This is a genomic window from Tenacibaculum aquaeponti (assembly GCF_052084715.1).
Taxonomy (GTDB): Bacteria; Bacteroidota; Bacteroidia; order Flavobacteriales; family Flavobacteriaceae; genus Polaribacter.
Window position 1 is genome coordinate 3,919,695 of record NZ_CP197288.1, and the last position, 19,181, is coordinate 3,938,875.

The window sequence follows — 19,181 nt, forward strand, 5'->3', positions numbered from 1 at the left end:
AATAAAATTAACTATTTAACTTTTTTAAAGCTCACATACTTTTCACTAGCTTCTTCTATTTTCGTAAAGTAATTCATTGCATTTCCATAATTTTGAATCACAAATTCATCACTTTCAAAATCTATAGTTGTACCAATTTCTGTAGGTAGCGGAGGTTGTCCTTGTTCTTTATCATCGCCGCCATCATCAACAGCTCCGCCAGCAAATTCACTCCATTCAAAGTCATTAAAAATAATAAGATTGTTCGCCGTTACTTGAGCCGTTCCATTAAAAGATCTTTTTGGAGAAGTAAATGTATATTCTAATTGATTATTAGCTACAAATAGTTTAAAATTTAAATTAGAGACTTCGTTTTTCCAATGTCCCACAACAGCTCTTTCTTTAGCAGGATTTCTAAAAGTTTCATTTGTGATTTTAATAGAATCTATAGTTTGTTTTATGTCAGAAAAATCATTCCAGGTTTTAACGATTACATTTTTGTCAATCATTTCAGATTCAACAGTTAAAAAACCTTCGGCGTTATCATAAGCTACTTGCATATGATCTAAATAAAAACCATTTTTATTTACAAGACATAACCAAGTACTGTTTTCAGTATCGTAAATACGTTCAATAATTTTTAGAGAATCGCTTTTATGACTTATGTAGTAATTGAAGTTAGAATTAAAACTTTCAATATTAAAAAGTCCATGTTTACGCCATAAATCTTTAGAAAGTTTGCTTCGATTTAAAGGTGTATAATTTTCGATGGATTTTTCTGAAATATTAAAAATGAAACTTTTTTGATCTTGTTCCTTACAACTTTGAAGAAAGAAAATTAATAAAAGTACATAGAAACGTATCATTTGTTTTTTATTTAAACTATAACAAAAGACGAGAAACAAACTCTTCTCTTTTTCTTATAGAAACAGGTATTTTAACTCCAGATTTTAAGAATGCATACCCTGTTTTATCATATTTATCAATAAATTTCAAGTTTACTACATAAGATTGATGTGTTCTTAAAAATAAATTTTCAGGTAGTTGATTTTCAAAATCTTTGATAGGTTTAGATGCAATATAAGATTTTTTATCTTCTGTATAAAAAGTTGTATAACCTTTATCTGATTGACAGTACATTAAAGTATCAAAACGAACGATTTGATATCCTTCTTGTAAACGAAGTACAATATATTCTCTTCTCTTTTCAATTAATTGATTTTTTACAATTTCTAAATGATTAGATCTATTATCTGTTATCAATTTAACTCTATCTATTGCTTCATTTAATTCATCAATATCTACAGGTTTTAAAATATAATCTATGGCACCGTTTTTAATGGCTTGTAAAGCATATTGATCGTAAGCTGTAATAAAAATGACTTGAAAATTAAGATCTTTAACTTGATCTAAAAAGTCAAAAGCAATACCATCTTTTAAATTAATATCTAAGAAGATTAAATCGGGTTTGCATGCTTTGGTTACAGTTATAGCTTCCTTAACAGATTCACATTCTCCAATAATATCAATTTCTTTTTTTAAAGAAGTTATCATAGAAATTAATCCTTTTCTAATATATAATTCGTCTTCTACTATTAATGTTTTAATCATAATTTTCTATTGCATAAGGAAGAGTAAGTATGATAGAGTTTTTTTTTTCTTGTAACTTACATTTTTAAATGTGATTTTAGAAGGAATATTTAATTTTTTTAGAAAAAGTATAAAAGAGTTCTTTCATTTTTTCTATTTGGTGTATTTCTAACAAGTGTTTTAAGGTGATTATTTCGTTTGATATTAGCACGGTAATTCTTCTTGAGTTTTCAAGTAGCAATCTTAGAAATTTTGAAAATTTAGATAAATATTTAATCCTATTAGGATTGTTATTAATAATCATGTTTTGTATAGATTTCATAGAATTGTTTATGTAACTAGGTTTTAGTTTAACCCTGTTTAAAGTTCTATCAATCAAAATATTTTTATAAGTAGACTAATGTTACGATACCTAAAAAAAGTAAAATGTTATGAATGAATATGAATAGATAGAATTAAATTCTTTGTATTTAGATTTAAGTATAAAAAAAGTCGAAACAATTAAGTTTCGACTTACTATTTTTTATTATTGTTATTTCTTTATAAATGAATAACTTCATCATAAGCATCAGCAACAGCTTCCATAACAGCTTCACTCATTGTTGGGTGAGGGTGAATAGCTTTTAACACTTCATGTCCTGTAGTTTCTAATTTTCTACCTAAAACAGCTTCAGCAATCATATCAGTTACACCTGCACCAATCATATGGCAACCTAACCACTCTCCGTATTTAGCATCAAAGATTACTTTAACGAAACCTTCTGGAGTTCCAGCAGCTTTTGCTTTACCAGAAGCAGAAAAAGGGAATTTACCAACTTTAATATCGTAACCTTGTTCTTTAGCTTTTTCTTCAGTTAAACCAACGGATGCGATTTCTGGAGTTGCGTATGTACATCCAGGAATATTTCCATAATCGATAGTTTCTGTATGTAAACCGGCGATTTTTTCAACACAAGTTATTCCTTCAGCAGAAGCAACGTGAGCTAAAGCCGGACCAGGAGTTACATCTCCAATAGCATAATAACCAGGAATGTTAGTTTGGTACCAATCGTTTACTAAGATTTTATCTCTATCAGTAACAATTCCTACATCTTCTAATCCGATGTTTTCAATATTTGTTTTAATACCAACAGCAGATAAAACGATATCAGCTTCTAAAACTTGCTCTCCTTTTTTAGTTTTTACTGTAGCTTTTACTCCATCACCAGAAGTATCAACAGACTCTACAGAAGAGTTAGTCATTACTTTAATTCCAGCTTTTTTGAAAGAACGCTCCATTTGTTTAGAAACATCTTTATCTTCAACAGGAACAATATTTGGCATATATTCTACAATAGTTACTTCTGTCCCCATTGCATTGTAGAAGTGAGCAAACTCAACTCCAATTGCACCAGAACCAACAACAATCATAGATTTTGGTTGTTGAGGTAATGTCATCGCCTCTCTATATCCAATTACTTTTTTACCATCTTGAGGTAAACTTGGTAATTCACGAGAACGAGCTCCAGTTGCAATTATAATATGATCTGCAGAATATTCAGTTACAGTTCCATCTTCAGCAGTAACATCTACTTTTTTACCAGTTTTAATCTTTCCAAAACCGTTAATTACATCGATTTTGTTTTTCTTCATTAAGAACTGAACACCTTTACTCATTCCTTCAGCAACACCACGACTTCTTTTAATAACAGCGTCGAAATCTTTATCAATCGCCTCAGCTTTTAAACCGTATTCATCAACATGCTTTAAGTAATCGTAAACCTGAGCAGATTTTAATAAAGCTTTAGTTGGGATACATCCCCAGTTTAAGCAAATACCACCTAAACTTTCTTTTTCAACTACAGCGGTTTTAAAACCTAACTGAGAAGCTCTAATGGCTGTTACATAACCTCCAGGACCAGATCCGATCACTATGATATCATATTTCATAATTCGCGTTTTATCTATTAGTTGTTTATTTATCGTTTAAGGATTAAAGACTAAATCTTTAATTCCGAATTTTTTACTTGTATATCCTAATATTATATTCACAGCATAATGGATAATAATTAATGCTGCGATAGCTGCCAAAGGTACGCCGAAAACTTTATAAGGCACATTATAACTCCAAGTTCCCAGATTAATCGTAATGATTTCACCAAGAGTAGGGAAGACGGTTACTATAAAAAGTACCCATAGCTTTTTTGTTTTAGACGATATATCGGTTGTTTTCTTATTAATTTCCAATTCTGTTTGGTAAATAAGAATAAAAGCTGCTCCCCATGCGAAAAATACCCATTTTGGTATTTCTGTAGCTACATCGTGATATTCCCAATATTGATACTTTGTTCCAAAATATTCACAAATATATCCGATAATAGCAGTTAATAGAAAACCAAAAATTAGGTTACTATTAAATGTTTTGTTTCTTATGTTTTTAACAAATGAGTGTGTAATTTTTAAAACTAAAAGTATGGCTAAAATAAGATCATACTGGTGGAAAAAACCAATAAGTAATCCACCAAGTATAAGCTTTACTATACTTTTTAAAATTATTTTAATTACATTATTCATTGTATAGAATTACATTCTTTCAGGAACATCAATACCTAATAAACGGAAAGCAGAAGCAATTGTATCTGCTACTTTCTTCGCTAATTGAACTCTAAAAATCTTTTTATCTTCATTTTCTTCACCAAGAATAGAAACATTTTGATAGAAAGAATTAAATTCTTTAACTAAATCATATGTATAGTTAGCAATTACTGCAGGAGAATAATTCTTCGCTGCTTGCTGAATTACTTCTGGATATAACTCTAACTGCTTGATTAATTCTTTTTCCTTTTCGTGTAACTCAATTCCTGTTATAGTTTTAGAATAGTCGAAGTCAGCCTTTCTCAAAATTGATTGGATCCTAGCAAAAGTATACTGTACAAAGGGTCCTGTATTTCCTTGAAAATCTACTGAAGCTTGTGGGTCAAATAAAATACGTTTCTTAGGGTCTACTTTTAAAATGAAATATTTTAAAGCTCCTAATCCGATAATTTTATATAACGATTCTTTTTCCTCGTTTGAATAGCCTTCTAGTTTTCCTAATTCTTGAGAAATTTCACGAGCTGTATTCGTCATTTCATTCATTAAATCATCAGCATCAACAACAGTTCCTTCACGAGATTTCATTTTTCCAGATGGTAAATCAACCATTCCGTAGCTTAAGTGATATAATTGATCAGCCCAATTGTAACCTAATTTCTTTAAGATTAAGAACAATACTTTAAAATGGTAATCTTGTTCGTTACCAACTGTGTAAACCATTCCGTTTAAATCAGTGAAATCTTTAGCACGCTGAATTGCAGTTCCGATATCTTGAGTCATATATACCGCGGTTCCATCAGAACGTAATACCAATTTCTCATCTAAGCCATCTTCAGTTAAATCACACCAAACAGAACCATCTTCTTTTTTGAAGAAAACTCCATCTTTCAACCCTTGTTCTATTACATCTTTTCCTAACAAATAGGTGTCACTTTCGTAATATAATTTATCAAAATCAACACCGATATTTTTGTATGTTACATCAAAACCTTCATACACCCAACCGTTCATCGTTTTCCAAAGTGATACAGTATCTTCATCACCAGATTCCCATTTGCGTAACATTTCTTGAGCTTCTAAGAAAATAGGCGCTTGTTTTTTAGCGTCATCTTCACTTATTCCGTTAGCAACTAAATCACTGATTTCTTTTTTATATTCTTGATCGAATTTAACGTAGTAATTTCCAACTAACTTATCTCCTTTTAATCCTGTAGATTTTGGAGTTTCACCATTACCAAAACGTTTCCAAGCTAACATTGATTTACAAATATGAATTCCTCTATCGTTAATGATTTGAGTTTTGTAAACTTTATGTCCGGCAGCTTTTAAAATTTCTGAAACAGCGTATCCTAATAATACATTACGAACATGACCTAAGTGTAAAGGTTTGTTAGTGTTTGGAGAAGAATATTCAACCATTCTAGCATCTGTACTAGAAGTTACAAAGCCATACCTTTCGTTAGTAGCGATTTCGTTAAAGAAATTGATGTAAAAACTATCATCAATAACTAAGTTTAAAAATCCTTTTACAACATTAAAATTAGATACTTCTTGTACGTTTTCTACCAAGTAATTACCTAAATCGTTTCCAATTTGAACCGGATTTCCTTTTTTGTATCGTAATAAAGGGAAAACTACTACAGTTATATCACCTTCAAAATCTTTTCGGGTTGCTTGAAATTCAACAGATGGAATTTCAGTTTCGTATAATTTTTCAAACCCTTCTTTAACCTTCGCTTCTAGTAACGATTGTATGTTCATTAGTTGACTTATTTCTTTTAAATCGAGTAGCAAAATTACATAATTTTATTGGTTTATTTGGCTCATTTCTGGTCATATTACTGTAGTTTTGCAATATGGATAAAGACCTTGAAAATCTTAGAGAATTAGCTCAAGAAAAGCTGCAAGAGAATAAAAAATACTTTCAGAAATTAAAAAAGCGTACTCCTAAACGTCTAGATTTAGTTGTTCAAGAGATTCACGAAGAAGAATTTGAACGAACAGATTGTTTAAACTGTGGAAATTGTTGTAAAACAACAAGTCCGATGTTTACTTATAAAGATATTGAACGAATAGCTAAGCATTTAAGGATGAAAGTACCTGATTTTGTTGCACAATATTTGCGTATTGATGAAGATGATTTTCATGTGTTGCAAACTTCTCCTTGTCCTTTTTTAGATTTAAATGATAATTCTTGTTTTATTTACGATGTTCGTCCGAAAGCTTGTGCCGAATATCCTCACACGAATAGAAAAAAGTTTATCCAATTAGCAAATCTTACCATAAAAAACACTGAAATTTGTCCTGCTACTTATAGAATTCTTGAGGAGTTGAAAAAGAGGTTACCACAGTCTTAGTTTTTGAATTTATTTTGTTATTATGCTATGAAGTTTATGAAATTGGTTGAAAATCTAAGTTAAAATTACCAATTTCGTAGTTTTTCTTAACAGAGGTAAATTTTGTAACCTAATTTTTTTATTAACATTGTTATATCAAACAATTACAATGTTATTTATGGAGGTTATAAAAAGTTATTTTGAAAATATGCCAACTTTACATAGAAGTATGTTATTAGTTGGTGGGATTTCTTTTTTTTGGATTTTAGAAAGCGGAATACCACTATTTAATTTTAAATATAATAAGTGGAAGCATGCTTGGCCTAATTTATTTTTTACAGGAACTACTGTAATTATTAATTTTGCTTTAGCTTTTTTATTATTACAAACATCTTTTTGGGTAGAAGAAAATCAATTTGGACTTATAAATTGGTTGCCAGAAATACCACTTTGGACATATATAATTTTAGGTGTTTTATTTTTAGATTTTTTCGGAGCATATCTAGCTCATTTGGTTGAACACAAAGTTAAACCTTTATGGATGGTACATTTGGTACATCATTCAGATCATAAAGTAGATACTACTACAGCAAATAGACATCATCCGATAGAAAGTGTAATTCGCTTTGTATTTACACTATTAGGAGTGTTTTTAGTAGGTACGCCTTTTTACATTATTATGCTTTATCAGTCTTTATCTTTAGTGTTTACTCAATTTAATCATGCTAATTTAAAAATGCCGAGAAAGTTAGATAAAATATTAAGTTATATTATCGTATCTCCTGATATGCACAAAGTTCATCATCATAATTTATTGCCATATACCGATTCTAATTTCGGAAATATTTTTTCCATTTGGGATAGATTATTGGGAACTTATATGGAATTGGATAGAGAAAAAATAGTATATGGTGTAGATACATTTCCAGATGAAGTAAAAAACTCAGATTTAGTTGAATTATTAAAACAACCTTTTCAAGGTTATAGAAAACCTACAAACATAGAAGAGTTATAATAAAATTTTTAACCAGATATTATGGAGTATATGCTAAATTTATCTATTTTATTTAGGTTTAAAATGTTTCTCCTTTAATTTTTAATACAATTCGTGATTTATTGCTTTACTTTTTTAATTAATTTCGCAAGCCTTTAGAAACGTATTAATTATACTATGAGAAAATTTATATTTTTACTTGTAACATTAAGTTTAATTGCTTGTGGGGGAGATAATTCTAGTGAAGAAAATATTGATGTAGATATAATAATCCCTGATCCAGATCCAATAGTTGTTTTGACCATCCAAACAGAAAATAATGCAAATTATTTAAATTTTGGTAATGTTGTAAAATCGGTTAGTAAATCTTTTCCTATTAAGATTTTAAATGAAGGAGATTCAGTATTAAAAATAGAAGAGATAGTTTTACCTGAAGGTTTTTCAATAAATTTTACATTAATAGAAATAGCTCCTGATGAAATTAAGGAATTAGAGATAACTTTTTCACCAACAGAAGAAAAAGAATATACTGGTTTTATACAGATAGCTAGTAATGCAACATCTAGTAATGCACCAATTAGTATTAAAGGTATTGGAGTTAGTGAAACTTATGAAGGAGATGTTGATATATTAAATCAAGAAGAATTAGAAGATTTTGTTTCTAGAGGATACAAAAGAGTAAACGGAAAGCTTAATATTGGTAGCGCACATGGAACCAATGGATATTCTTTCCCTTATGCTATTAATGATTTAATGCCGTTAAAAGATGTAACATTTGTAAAGGGGTTAAATATCATTCATACCACTTTGACTAGTATAGAAGGAGTTGAAAATTTAGAAATAGAAGGATTTGTTCAAATAGCTTTCAATGGAGAGCTTAAAAACCTTAAAGGATTTCCTGAAACTAAAGAAACTGGTGTTGCTTTAAATTTAAATGGGAATCATAAATTAGAAGATATAAAAGACTTAATTCATGTAAAATCATTCCTTTGGTTAAGCGTTGTAGATAATGTTAAATTAGTTAATTTAGAAGGATTAAATAATGTTACAGAGGTAGAACAAGATTTAAGAATTCAAGGTAACTTACGCATAGAAAATTTAAATGAATTAACTAATCTTAAGTTAATAGGTGAAGATCTTTCTATTAGTAACAATCAAGCATTATACAGTTTTTGTGGTCTACTTCCATTGGTTACTGATGGAGAAATTAAAGGAACATTTTATTTAATGAATCGTAATAGATTTAATCCAGGAAGTATTCAATTCGAATGTGAAAGGCTAGTTCCATTAAATGAGTATCATGGAGTACAAACAAGAATTTCTGGATCTTATTGGTTAGATTTTTTTAAAGAAAAAGGGTTTACAAAAATTTCTGGGGAAGTTTTTATTAAAGGGAATCAGATAAAGGATCTTTTAGCTTTAAGCGCTGTAGAAGAATTTAGTGGAGTTGTTTATATAGAGGAAACACAACTAACAAGTTTAGAGGGATTAAATAACTTAAAGAAAATAAAAGCAGTTATAGTGAAAAATAATCCTAGTTTATCAGATTATTGTGCTTTAACCAATGTGGTTCAAAATCAAACTACAGATTATGGGTTAACAATAAGAGATAATTTATACAATCCAACTAAAGAAGATTTGAAGAATGGAGATTGTAAACAATAAAAAAGTAAAAGCAAACCGATTGAGGTTTGCTTTTTTGTTTACTAATAAGGCCAACAGATATAAACTTTTCCTGTTTCATCATAAAGAGAAATATGACTAAAACTATTCGGGTTTTCATATCTTGTATAGCAAGCATATTTACCTCCGGGAGTCCAGTAATCTGGGTCTTTTGGAGTTAAGGTTGTTCCAGTAGTTGTAGAATTTCCCGTACTGTGATGTCCACCACCACCAGTAATTTCTTTCTGAGTGTTTTTGTTTAGGGCTTTGCCTAAATTTAAAATGTTTTTCTTCATGATTGATGTTTTTTTAATTCAATCTGAATTTATTACGATTTAATTATCCTTAGAGAAGAATATTTCTGAATCATTATTTTTAACTTTTGAAATCTAACTTTTTGAACTATTTATCACAATTAAAAATGTTGATTATCGTAATTAGGAAGCTATAAATCTTTTATACTTTATCAATAGGGCCATTTCCACTGTTTCCTCCACTGTTTCCTCCATTGTTTCCTCCACCAGTACTAGTTGAACCACAATTACAAAAAAGAGGTTTAGGAATTATACTTTGGTAATAAGAACCTAATTCACACCATTCGAAACAAGGAATGATTCTACTTCCTCCATTAATAGTTTTTTGTGCTGATTTACTTAAGGTTTTGCCTAAGTTTAAAATGTTTTTTTTCATGATTAAATATGTTTTAATTCATCATGAAGATATCAGGAGTAAAAGAAATGTATAATAGTTTATTTCCGAACTGCTGATTTAAACTTACGAAGTATTTAATATGTTTAATTAAAATCAATAAGTTCAGTTCGGATTCTAGTATTTTTGTCTTTTTTAATGATGTTTAACTGCTGAGTTAGTTTTAAATATTCTTCAATAGGTAATTCGATATTAATACTAATTAAATAGTGTGAGTTAGGTTTGATATACTGTATTTTGTCAAAATCTTGTATAGATTTTATTTGTAAAAGTTCAGGATGGTAAGCTTTAATATATGATGCTTTATTCTCATATTCTGTTACTGGAGGTCTAGGTGGGAAACCATTATTTTCTTTTTGTAGTTTTCTCATGTCTTCTTCCCATAAATCTATAATTAAAGGAAAAACATGGTATAATTGTTTTTGTAAATCAATTTTGGTAATTAAGTTTACTTTACGATGATAAGTAAGATTTATTTTTGAAAATATTCCTTTTAATTTTTTAAGAGTTATTTCTTTATTTAGAAGTATATTATAGGTTATGAAAATTGAATGTACAGAGTAATTATAAAGTTTTAAATTTAAACTATCAAAACCACTATAATCTTCAAGTATATATTTATTGTTTTTTTTAATTAAGTTAAATGTTTTATGGTTTGTTGATAAACTATCTGAACTCATTTTAATTTTAGAATCTAAATTTAAAAGATCATAACTTGTATATTCATTTTCAATAATATTCGGATGCCTTAAAAAAGTACTATTGTTCAGAATTACTATTGAATCACCTGGTTGTAAACTGATTTTCTTAGTAAGTGTTTTGTCTTTTAAATAAACTTTTAAAGAATCTCCTTTGATTTCATATTTCCCTTTAAAACTATAATCGAAAAAATCGACTAATATTATAGAGTCTTTTTTGAAATTAACCTTGTAAAAAAAAGAGTTAGAATATTCTTTATAATCATAAATCCAAACACCTTGTAAATCTTCTTTGTTAATAGTTTTTGAGCAAGAAATAAAAGAAAAAACTAAAGAGATATAAAATAACTTTTTCATATAAATTTTAATAGGAAACTATATCAAGAATTATTCCTTTTATGAATCAAAGCAAGAATTTTTTTTCCTCTAGCTTCGCAACCTTTACTTTCATGAATCACTTTAGTTCTTACAATATGTTCAAGTTCTGAATGTACCCAATCTCTATGTTTTCCTAAAAGAAATAAAGTAGTCATTGTATAAGCTTTTACTGCAATTTTTTGATCAGTTATTAACCAATCAAAACCAGTTTCAATTATAGTATCAATATGGTTATTGGTAAGTGTCTCTTTGGTGTTATTCGGTAACTTATCGTCAAAAGCAATAGCTAAATGTTCGCAGATTTTAGCACAAGTGCGAAGTACACCATCAAAATGTATGTTTTTAATATTGTTTATAAATGTTTCTATGTAAGGAAGTAAATAATCAATTCCATGATGAGTACAAATCCATTCTAAAATCCAAGAAGCTTTTATTGATATTTTATCCTCCGTTTTAAATGTTAAATTTACCAAATGCTCTATTAATTCAGTATGTTCTAATACAATATTTGCAGCTTTATTTCGATTTATTCTTTTAGGGTTTTCAACTGAATTTAATGTAGAAATTAAAAAATCGATACTCATATTGGTACGGTTTGTGTACTTTTACAGAAAAATTTACTAAATATAAAAACAAAAAGAATAGTAATGGTAAAAGATAGAGAATATGTTGTCTTAAGTTTTGTATTTACAATGATTTTTACGCTGGTATCAATGGCTCAAAAAGTGAATCAAGTAGATGCTAATGGAAAAAGAAATGGTGAATGGCGTAAATATTATGAGAATGGTGATATTCGCTATAAAGGACAGTTTAAAAATGGGAAAGAAATAGGTGTGTTTTCTTTTTATGAAAGAGGCGGAGCTTACCCTTCAATAATTAAAATATTTTCTGAAAAATCAGATACAGCCTCAGTTAAATTTTACAATAAAAGTAGAGTGAAAACTAAAGGAAAAATGGTAGGTAGAAAAAGAGTAGGAAAGTGGATATATTATTTCTCTGATGGAAAAACATTATTTTCTGAAGAAAACTATAAAGATGGAAAACTAGATGGTGTTTTAAAAAATTACTACATCAACGGAAAACTAACTGAAGTTTCAGAATATAAAGAAGGAAAAAGACACGGTTCATCTAAAATCTATACAGAAGAAGGAATTTTAATAGAAGCTGTAAACTATGTTAATGGCAATCTAGAAGGTGAAGGCAGATATTACGATTTAAAAGGAGTTATTAAAGAGAAAGGTATGTACAAAGATGGTAAACGTATTGGAAAGTGGGAATTCTATATTGATGGAGAATTATCTAAAAAAGGAAGACCAGATACTAGTATAAAAAAGAAAAAAAAGAAAGAATAATACCATCTTCTTATACAATCATCAACTTTAATAATTAAACTATCAGTAACAATTTCGTAAATTTGCAGCTTAAATTATGCAAGATATGAAACGAGTTGTTGTTGGACTTTCAGGTGGTGTAGATAGTAGTGTAACGGCTTATTTATTAAAAGAACAAGGATATGATGTTATAGGCTTGTTTATGAAAAATTGGCACGATGATTCTGTGACAATTTCAGATGAATGTCCTTGGTTAGAGGATAGTAACGATGCTATGATCGTTGCTGAGAAATTAGGAATTCCTTTTCAAACAGTAGATTTAAGTGAACAATATAAAGAACGTATAGTCGATTATATGTTCGATGAGTATGAAAAAGGTCGTACTCCTAATCCAGATGTACTTTGTAACAGAGAAATAAAATTCGATGTTTTTATGGATATTGCTTTAAGTTTAGGAGCAGATTATGTTGCTACAGGTCATTATTGTAGAAAACAAGAGGAGGTAATTAATGGGCAAACTGTCTATAAGTTATTAGCTGGAAAAGATAATAATAAAGATCAATCATACTTTTTATGTCAATTATCTCAAGAGCAATTAGCTAAGGCTTTATTCCCTGTGGGAGAATTAACTAAACCAGAAGTTAGAGCTATAGCTAAAGAAGCAGATTTAATTACAGCTGAAAAGAAAGATTCTCAAGGATTATGTTTTATTGGTAAAGTAAGATTACCAGATTTTTTACAACAAAAATTACAACCTAAAGAAGGAGTAATTGTTCAAATTCCAGAAACTTTTGATGCCTACACAAAACCATTACCTAAGTTTGAAAATAAGATAGCTGAACTCGATTATAAATCGAAGAAGTTTGCATATCAAGTTTCAGATGGAAAAATAGTTGGTAAACATCAAGGCGCACATTATTTCACTAAAGGTCAACGTAAAGGCTTAGCTGTGGGAGGAACCAAAGAGCCACTTTTTGTTATAGAAACAGATGTTGATGAAAATGTTATTTATACAGGAGAAGGAAAAAGCCATAAAGGATTATATAGAAATGTGCTTTTTGTTACTAATGATGAATTACATTGGGTTAGAGAAGATTTAGCTTTAAAAGAAGGAGAAACTATGGAAGTTGAAGCAAGAATCCGTTACCGTCAATCTTTAGAGAAAGCTACATTGTATAAAGTAGGAAATGGAATTTATGTTGAGTTTGTAAATGCTCAGTCTGCCATACAAGAAGGGCAATTCGTTGCATGGTATGCTAATGAAGAACTCTTAGGGTCTGGTGTGATTTCCTAATTGAATAATTATATGAAAGTAAGAACTAAAAAAGATGTTCTAAAATAACAAGAGAAAATAAAACGAGAACTTGGTTTAGATGTTAGTAAGTATAAAGACGAAGAAGTAGTTGAAAATTTTGTGGAAATTCTCTTACTCCCAAACTATATAGTTTCTTGGGTGATTAAACCAATTTTGCTCTCTCTTTTTATTTACTTTTTAGGATTTTATGCTTTTAATTTAGTTCATGTAGAGTATTTAATTTATGCAGTTATAGGTTTTGGTTTATTTGTTGTTTTTGGTGTTGCATTTGGTTTTTTGTCTTTAGTTTTTAAGATGAAAAATGATATTTGGGAGATTGTTGATTATTCGCTCGATATTTTAAAATTAGCAATTCAAGATATATCAAAAATTAATAATCAAATTACGGAAGAGAACAAGAAAGATGTACTTTCTTTAGTTTTTAAAGGAATAATTCATATTGTTACCATTCCATTACTTTCAAAATCTGTTACTAGCAAAATACCATTTATAGGAGGTATAGCTAGTAGTTTAATTAAACGAGTTTTAACAATAGTTTCAAATAAATTAGAGTTTAAAGAAGATAATATAGAAGACTTTGTAGAATCACCATTAGAAGATAAACAAAAACTTTATACTTCTTATATGAAAACCATTATTGCAACCTCAAATGGATTGGAAACTTTTATAAGTTTTGTTTTCAGAGTATTAAAAATACCAATGTTAGTTTTCTTCTTTTTTTCATTATCAGCACTTTTACTTTTCCTATATTTAATCAACTAAAATATACTATTTTGACAAATAAAATTACAGAACTTTTTAATATAAAATATCCTGTTGTTCAGGGTGGAATGATATGGGTTTCTGGTTGGAAATTAGCTTCAGCTGTTTCTAATGCTGATGGATTAGGACTTATTGGAGCTGGATCTATGTATCCTGATGTTTTACGTGAGCATATTCAGAAATGTAAAAAAGCTACAGATAAACCTTTTGGAGTTAATGTTCCTATGTTGTATCCAGATATAGAACAAATTATGGATATTATTGTTGAAGAAGGAGTTAAAATTGTCTTTACTTCGGCAGGAAATCCTAAGACTTGGACTAACTTTTTAAAGGTAAAGGGAATTACTGTAGTTCATGTGGTAAGTTCAGTGAAATTTGCTTTAAAAGCCGAAGCTGCAGGAGTAGATGCTGTAGTTTGTGAAGGTTTTGAAGCTGGAGGTCATAACGGAAGAGAAGAAACAACAACTTTTACTTTAATTCCTATGGTAAAGGAACAGGTGAAAATTCCTGTAATTGCTGCAGGAGGAATAGGATCGGGTAGAGGTATGTTAGCAGCGATGGTTTTAGGAGCTGATGGAGTACAGGTTGGAAGTAGATTTGCAGCTACTTTAGAGTCTTCTGCTCACGATAATTTTAAAGATACTATTGTTAAAGTCAAAGATGGAGATACATATTTAACTTTAAAAGAATTAGCACCAGTTCGTTTAGTTCGTAATAAGTTTTTTAACGACGTTCAAGAATTATATCAAAAAGATCCTTCTGTTGAAGAAATAAAAGAGTTATTAGGTCGTGCCAGAGCAAAACGAGGTATGTTTGAAGGAGATTTGGATGAAGGAGAATTAGAGATCGGACAAGTAGCTGGTTTAATTCATGAAATAAAACCTGCTGCCCAAGTTTTAAATGAAATTATAGAAGAATATAATATTGTTTTAAGTAATAGCTTACCAAGTTTGTAATAATTTTATTTCAATATTGTTAATATTGTTTGAAATGATTTTTCAAAAAAGAAGTTTTTATAATCAAGAATTAATTTGGGAAGGAGATTTAACTGATGATTGTTATGCAAAATGGCGTGGTTTATTATTAAGAGCAGAATGGATGAAAGGAGACTTTTGGTGGTGGAGTGTTTATGATTTACTGAATAAGGAAAAACAAATTGATTCGTCCAATAATTATTATCCTGAAACGTTTAAAAACGGAAAATTAGCAAGAAGTGCTGCTGTACAAATTGCTAAGAATTATCTTAAAGAAGAAATAGCTTTAGAGTTTAAAAATAACTCAAATTCGTTTAAGTTAGAAGAAATAATATCAAAGATTAAAGATGTAGGTTTTAGTTCAGAAAGAATATTTTGGATTCTTATTCAAGATTTTGGAATAGATTATCAAACGGCAAAAAAACTTACTTTAAGTAAAAATAGATAAAAAAAGCCTAGAAATTATTATTTCTAGGCTTCATTATATATTTTTTTAAACTCTTTAGAAGTTTATATAATCAACAATTTCAAGTCCGTAACCAATCATCCCAACACGTTTTTCTTGTTTTGTGTTCGATACAAGTTTTAACTTATGAATATTTAAGTCATGTAATATTTGAGCTCCAATACCAAAATCTTTGTTATCTAAAGTAATCCTAGGAGCTTTCATTTCTCCATTTGTTTGATTTTCTTTTAAACCACGTAAACGATTTAATAAGTTTAAAGACTGACTTTGTTGATTAATAAATAAAATAGCCCCACGTCCTTCATCATTAACAACCTTAAACATACGATCTAATTTATGATCTGCATCGTTTGTTAATGTTCCAAGAATATCATTATTAACTAAAGTAGAATTCACACGAGTTAAAATAGGTTCATTTTTATTCCATGCACCTTTAGTTAAAGCAATATGAATTTGATCATTAGTAGTTTGGTGGTATGCTCTTAATCTGAAATCTCCAAAACGAGTTTGAATTGTAAAGTCTTCTTTCTTTTCAATAAGAGAATCATGCTCCATTCGATACGCTACAAGATTTTCAATTGAAACAATTTTTAAATCGAACTTTTTAGCTACTTCAACTAATTGAGGTAAACGAGCCATAGTTCCATCTTCGTTCATTATTTCTACAATTACACCAGCAGGTTGTAAACCAGCTAAACGAGCAAAATCTATAGCAGCTTCAGTATGTCCAGTTCTTCTTAAAACACCACCTTCTTTAGCACGTAAAGGAAAAATATGTCCAGGTCTTGCTAAATCAAAAGGTTTTGTGTTTTCATTAATTAATGCTTCGATGGTTTTAGATCTATCTGCAGCAGAAATACCAGTTGTAACACCGTTTCCTCTTAAGTCAATAGAAACAGTAAATGCAGTTTCCATAGGATCGGTATTGTTATTTACCATCATTCCTAATTCTAACTCTTTACATCTATTTTCTGTTAATGGAGTACAAATTAAACCTCTTCCGTGAGTTGCCATAAAGTTTATCATCTCTGGAGTAACTTTTTCGGCAGCTGCTACAAAATCTCCTTCGTTTTCTCTATCTTCATCGTCTACAACTATAATAACTTTTCCTTGTCGGATATCATTAATAGCTTCTTCTATTGTGTTAAGTTGTATTTTTTGATTAGTTTGTGTTGTCATGTGTCTGAATTTTCTTCTTTGTTAAAGAAGATTTTTTTAAAGAAATTACCTATTCTAACAAATAAACTGTTAATGTCGAATAGCCCTTTATCTTGTGTTGCTCTTGTTGTTAATATTATTGCCAAAGGTAACATTAATGCTACAGCTAACCAAGAACCTCCTATTGCAGAAATGGAACTTTCTTCGGCCATGTTTCTTCCAAATGTGTTAGAAAAGAAATAAGAAACATAAATAGCAATGGCTAATATCATAGGAAGTCCCATACCACCCTTTCTAATAATCGAACCTAATGGTGCTCCAATAAAAAAGAGCAGTAAGCAAGATAAAGAAAAAGCAAAACGGTTATGATATTCTATATCGTAGAGGTTCATTATTTTTCGTTGATGTTTAAATGAACCTTTATTAGCTGTAAAATTATTAATTGATCTATCTATTTTAGATATGGAGTTATTTAGAACTTCTAATTTAGATTCTAAATCGAAATTGTCTAAAATATTTCCCTTTAAATCTGTTAATTTTAAAGAATCTGGATATTCATATAACTTATTAGCACTTGTATTTAAATATAAGCTTCTTGCTCTTGTAGCAACATATTCGTCATAACTGACTTTTAACTTGGGTAAAGTATCTCTCAGTTGTTTTGAGCTAAGCATGTTGAAGTTATTCTTGTGTTTGGTGTCATCTAAACTATCATTATTGAAAGAAGATATATCAATATTTATAGTGTATTCGTCAAAATCTGCATTTGAAGATTTCATTCTGAAACGTTCTTTATATGCAGTTCTGTTTTTTACATGATGTTCAAAAAAATGCCCGTCTTTTAGTCTTAAAGTAAGGTATTTACTTCCTTCTTCAGAAATGAACTCTCCGTTTTTAGCAGATATAATTTTATTATTACCTCTACCTGCTGATAAGTCATAAATTAGTACATTTTTTAAAAGTTTATCGTCTTCTCCATACTTTTCATCAAATTTAATTTGATAATTAGGAATTTCAGTATTAAAACTACCAGGTACAAGTGCTAAAGCAGGTTGTTTTTTTCTGATGTTTATCTTCAAATTAATTTGTTTCATGATTGCATATGGATATATATAATCTAGAAAAACAAAATTGATTGAACTCATTAGTATTGCAAAGAAAACCAAAGGTCTCACCATACGTTGTAAAGAAACACCTGCGGATTTTGTAGCTGCAAACTCGTAGTTTTCAGATAAACTACCTAAAGTCATAATTGATGATAATAAAATTCCAATAGGAAGGGCTTGTGGAGCAACAATTAAAGTGGTATACCAAAGGAATTTTAAAATGATAAGAATACTTATTCCTTTACCAGCTAAATCATCAAAAGCTAGCCAAAGCGCTTGCATTACTAATACAAAAAGTATAATAAAGAAAGTTGCTAAAAAAGGAATTAAGAAACTTTTTAATATGTATCTGTCTAGTTTTTTCACTATTGCAAATGTAGCAAGCTTACTTTTAAAAAACAGAAAAAGTTTTGTTAATTACAATTAAGATGTAGTAATTATCAAAACTTTTTTATGTTGTATTTTAAAACTTGATTTAATCTATTAAATAACCTAGTTTTTCATATTTAGCTTTGTCAAAAGAAAATAAATTCTCTGAAATAGCTTGATTACTTTTAAATTTAGTGATAGTAAAAGTAGTTTCGGCACCATTAGATCCTATTTGAATTAACTTATAAATATGTTTAGTTTTAGCGTCTATACCTAATCTAACTTTAATAATGTCAGAATTACTATCTATAGGAGTTAAATCAATATATTGAACCTTTCTCCCTTGATTATTTTTTAAATCCCCCATTTCATAGTTGTAACCTTCTTTATAAAAAGTTAATAATTTAGAAGGGTAAATAAATCCATCTTCTTCTTCTAAGTCACCATCGTTTATAGTAACTTCTTTTTCATCAGTATTAATAATAACTAAACGTTTTCCGTTGAAAACAAAATTATTTCCTAAATAATTTAAATTATATTTTTCACCAGCTAAAGTGATATTACCTCTAATAGGAGGATCGTTTGTGATACCTGCTTCTTTGTTAACTAGGGTAGAAGTAAAACCTATATTCATATTTTTATAAGCTCCCATTTTTGTAGAAACTTCATCTAAAAGATTCTTTGCCTTTTCAGATGTATTTTGGGCCATTACATTCATTGAAAGACACAATCCTAATATAAATATTCCTAATTTTCTCATATTGATCTTAAAATTATTCAA

The 19,181-nt window shown here is 29.0% G+C and carries 21 protein-coding genes; 8 read left to right on the top strand and 13 right to left on the bottom strand.

From position 1 onward, the window contains the following. Positions 1 to 11: 11 nt before the first annotated feature. From ACSIGC_RS17715 to argS, 6 genes are all read right to left on the bottom strand, one after another. Positions 12 to 845, bottom strand: a complete 834-nt coding sequence (locus tag ACSIGC_RS17715; RefSeq protein ID WP_442266093.1) for a hypothetical protein — start codon at positions 843 to 845, stop codon at positions 12 to 14. A 16-nt stretch (positions 846 to 861) separates the two neighbouring features. Further along, entirely contained in the window at positions 862 to 1,590 is a 729-nt protein-coding gene (locus ACSIGC_RS17720) for a LytR/AlgR family response regulator transcription factor (RefSeq protein ID WP_442266094.1), read from the bottom strand. A 76-nt stretch (positions 1,591 to 1,666) separates the two neighbouring features. Further along, a complete protein-coding gene (locus ACSIGC_RS17725; RefSeq protein WP_442266095.1) occupies positions 1,667 to 1,948 on the bottom strand; it encodes a histidine kinase in 282 nt (93 codons plus the stop codon). A gap of 161 nt (positions 1,949 to 2,109) precedes the next feature. Then, complete coding sequence (gene lpdA, locus ACSIGC_RS17730) at positions 2,110 to 3,498, bottom strand: dihydrolipoyl dehydrogenase (protein WP_442266096.1); 1,389 nt, start codon at positions 3,496 to 3,498, stop codon at positions 2,110 to 2,112. A gap of 36 nt (positions 3,499 to 3,534) precedes the next feature. Further along, a complete protein-coding gene (locus tag ACSIGC_RS17735) occupies positions 3,535 to 4,122 on the bottom strand; it encodes a hypothetical protein (RefSeq protein WP_442266097.1) in 588 nt (195 codons plus the stop codon). A 9-nt stretch (positions 4,123 to 4,131) separates the two neighbouring features. Continuing rightward, the gene (gene argS / locus ACSIGC_RS17740) at positions 4,132 to 5,904 is read right to left on the bottom strand and encodes an arginine--tRNA ligase (protein WP_442266098.1); all 1,773 of its coding nucleotides are present in this window, start codon (positions 5,902 to 5,904) and stop codon (positions 4,132 to 4,134) included. 95 nt (positions 5,905 to 5,999) lie between these two features. Between argS and ACSIGC_RS17745 the strand changes: the two genes are divergently transcribed. The 3 genes from ACSIGC_RS17745 (at position 6,000) to ACSIGC_RS17755 (ending at position 9,138) form a co-directional block, all read left to right on the top strand. After that, a complete protein-coding gene (locus ACSIGC_RS17745) occupies positions 6,000 to 6,500 on the top strand; it encodes a YkgJ family cysteine cluster protein (RefSeq protein ID WP_442266099.1) in 501 nt (166 codons plus the stop codon). A gap of 157 nt (positions 6,501 to 6,657) precedes the next feature. Beyond that, entirely contained in the window at positions 6,658 to 7,494 is an 837-nt protein-coding gene (locus tag ACSIGC_RS17750) for a sterol desaturase family protein (RefSeq protein WP_442266100.1), read from the top strand. Positions 7,495 to 7,650: 156 nt separating this feature from the next. Then, positions 7,651 to 9,138: an Ig-like domain-containing protein gene (locus tag ACSIGC_RS17755; protein ID WP_442266101.1), complete on the top strand. Its 1,488-nt coding sequence runs from the start codon at positions 7,651 to 7,653 to the stop codon at positions 9,136 to 9,138. A gap of 41 nt (positions 9,139 to 9,179) precedes the next feature. On the opposite strand, the gene ACSIGC_RS17760 is transcribed toward ACSIGC_RS17755, so the two are convergent. From ACSIGC_RS17760 to ACSIGC_RS17775, 4 genes are all read right to left on the bottom strand, one after another. Further along, entirely contained in the window at positions 9,180 to 9,431 is a 252-nt protein-coding gene (locus tag ACSIGC_RS17760; protein WP_442266102.1) for a hypothetical protein, read from the bottom strand. 160 nt (positions 9,432 to 9,591) lie between these two features. Further along, entirely contained in the window at positions 9,592 to 9,825 is a 234-nt protein-coding gene (locus ACSIGC_RS17765; protein ID WP_442266103.1) for a hypothetical protein, read from the bottom strand. 104 nt (positions 9,826 to 9,929) lie between these two features. Further along, positions 9,930 to 10,898, bottom strand: a complete 969-nt coding sequence (locus tag ACSIGC_RS17770) for a hypothetical protein (protein WP_442266104.1) — start codon at positions 10,896 to 10,898, stop codon at positions 9,930 to 9,932. Positions 10,899 to 10,921: 23 nt separating this feature from the next. Then, entirely contained in the window at positions 10,922 to 11,503 is a 582-nt protein-coding gene (locus ACSIGC_RS17775) for an adenylosuccinate lyase (protein WP_442266105.1), read from the bottom strand. A 63-nt stretch (positions 11,504 to 11,566) separates the two neighbouring features. Between ACSIGC_RS17775 and ACSIGC_RS17780 the strand changes: the two genes are divergently transcribed. The 5 genes from ACSIGC_RS17780 (at position 11,567) to ACSIGC_RS17800 (ending at position 15,749) form a co-directional block, all read left to right on the top strand. Continuing rightward, entirely contained in the window at positions 11,567 to 12,271 is a 705-nt protein-coding gene (locus tag ACSIGC_RS17780; RefSeq protein ID WP_442266106.1) for a toxin-antitoxin system YwqK family antitoxin, read from the top strand. Positions 12,272 to 12,356: 85 nt separating this feature from the next. Continuing rightward, positions 12,357 to 13,544 (top strand): tRNA 2-thiouridine(34) synthase MnmA, encoded by a 1,188-nt coding sequence (gene mnmA / locus ACSIGC_RS17785; RefSeq protein ID WP_442266107.1) that lies wholly within the window; start codon positions 12,357 to 12,359, stop codon positions 13,542 to 13,544. Positions 13,545 to 13,703: 159 nt separating this feature from the next. Continuing rightward, entirely contained in the window at positions 13,704 to 14,327 is a 624-nt protein-coding gene (locus ACSIGC_RS17790) for a hypothetical protein (protein ID WP_442266108.1), read from the top strand. Positions 14,328 to 14,338: 11 nt separating this feature from the next. Further along, complete coding sequence (locus ACSIGC_RS17795; RefSeq protein WP_442266109.1) at positions 14,339 to 15,283, top strand: NAD(P)H-dependent flavin oxidoreductase; 945 nt, start codon at positions 14,339 to 14,341, stop codon at positions 15,281 to 15,283. 34 nt (positions 15,284 to 15,317) lie between these two features. Next, positions 15,318 to 15,749: a hypothetical protein gene (locus ACSIGC_RS17800; RefSeq protein WP_442266110.1), complete on the top strand. Its 432-nt coding sequence runs from the start codon at positions 15,318 to 15,320 to the stop codon at positions 15,747 to 15,749. Between the two features lie 54 nt (positions 15,750 to 15,803). Here ACSIGC_RS17800 and ribB read toward each other — a convergent pair whose 3' ends face one another. The 3 genes from ribB to ACSIGC_RS17815 form a co-directional block, all read right to left on the bottom strand. Then, complete coding sequence (ribB, locus tag ACSIGC_RS17805) at positions 15,804 to 16,946, bottom strand: 3,4-dihydroxy-2-butanone-4-phosphate synthase (RefSeq protein WP_442266111.1); 1,143 nt, start codon at positions 16,944 to 16,946, stop codon at positions 15,804 to 15,806. Continuing rightward, positions 16,943 to 18,397, bottom strand: a complete 1,455-nt coding sequence (locus ACSIGC_RS17810) for an LptF/LptG family permease (protein ID WP_442266112.1) — start codon at positions 18,395 to 18,397, stop codon at positions 16,943 to 16,945. The genes ribB and ACSIGC_RS17810 overlap by 4 nt, the downstream gene beginning before the upstream one ends. Before the next feature lie 109 nt (positions 18,398 to 18,506). Beyond that, positions 18,507 to 19,181 (bottom strand): LolA family protein, encoded by a 675-nt coding sequence (locus ACSIGC_RS17815; protein ID WP_442266113.1) that lies wholly within the window; start codon positions 19,179 to 19,181, stop codon positions 18,507 to 18,509.

Coding starts and splice junctions, on each gene's coding strand:
- ACSIGC_RS17715 (WP_442266093.1), bottom strand. CDS start 845: ATGATACGTTTCTATGTACTTTTATTAATTTTCTTTCTTCAAAGTTGT.
- ACSIGC_RS17720 (WP_442266094.1), bottom strand. CDS start 1,590: ATGATTAAAACATTAATAGTAGAAGACGAATTATATATTAGAAAAGGA.
- lpdA (WP_442266096.1), bottom strand. CDS start 3,498: ATGAAATATGATATCATAGTGATCGGATCTGGTCCTGGAGGTTATGTA.
- ACSIGC_RS17735 (WP_442266097.1), bottom strand. CDS start 4,122: ATGAATAATGTAATTAAAATAATTTTAAAAAGTATAGTAAAGCTTATA.
- argS (WP_442266098.1), bottom strand. CDS start 5,904: ATGAACATACAATCGTTACTAGAAGCGAAGGTTAAAGAAGGGTTTGAA.
- ACSIGC_RS17745 (WP_442266099.1), top strand. CDS start 6,000: ATGGATAAAGACCTTGAAAATCTTAGAGAATTAGCTCAAGAAAAGCTG.
- ACSIGC_RS17750 (WP_442266100.1), top strand. CDS start 6,658: ATGGAGGTTATAAAAAGTTATTTTGAAAATATGCCAACTTTACATAGA.
- ACSIGC_RS17755 (WP_442266101.1), top strand. CDS start 7,651: ATGAGAAAATTTATATTTTTACTTGTAACATTAAGTTTAATTGCTTGT.
- ACSIGC_RS17760 (WP_442266102.1), bottom strand. CDS start 9,431: ATGAAGAAAAACATTTTAAATTTAGGCAAAGCCCTAAACAAAAACACT.
- ACSIGC_RS17765 (WP_442266103.1), bottom strand. CDS start 9,825: ATGAAAAAAAACATTTTAAACTTAGGCAAAACCTTAAGTAAATCAGCA.
- ACSIGC_RS17770 (WP_442266104.1), bottom strand. CDS start 10,898: ATGAAAAAGTTATTTTATATCTCTTTAGTTTTTTCTTTTATTTCTTGC.
- ACSIGC_RS17775 (WP_442266105.1), bottom strand. CDS start 11,503: ATGAGTATCGATTTTTTAATTTCTACATTAAATTCAGTTGAAAACCCT.
- ACSIGC_RS17780 (WP_442266106.1), top strand. CDS start 11,567: ATGGTAAAAGATAGAGAATATGTTGTCTTAAGTTTTGTATTTACAATG.
- mnmA (WP_442266107.1), top strand. CDS start 12,357: ATGAAACGAGTTGTTGTTGGACTTTCAGGTGGTGTAGATAGTAGTGTA.
- ACSIGC_RS17800 (WP_442266110.1), top strand. CDS start 15,318: ATGATTTTTCAAAAAAGAAGTTTTTATAATCAAGAATTAATTTGGGAA.
- ribB (WP_442266111.1), bottom strand. CDS start 16,946: ATGACAACACAAACTAATCAAAAAATACAACTTAACACAATAGAAGAA.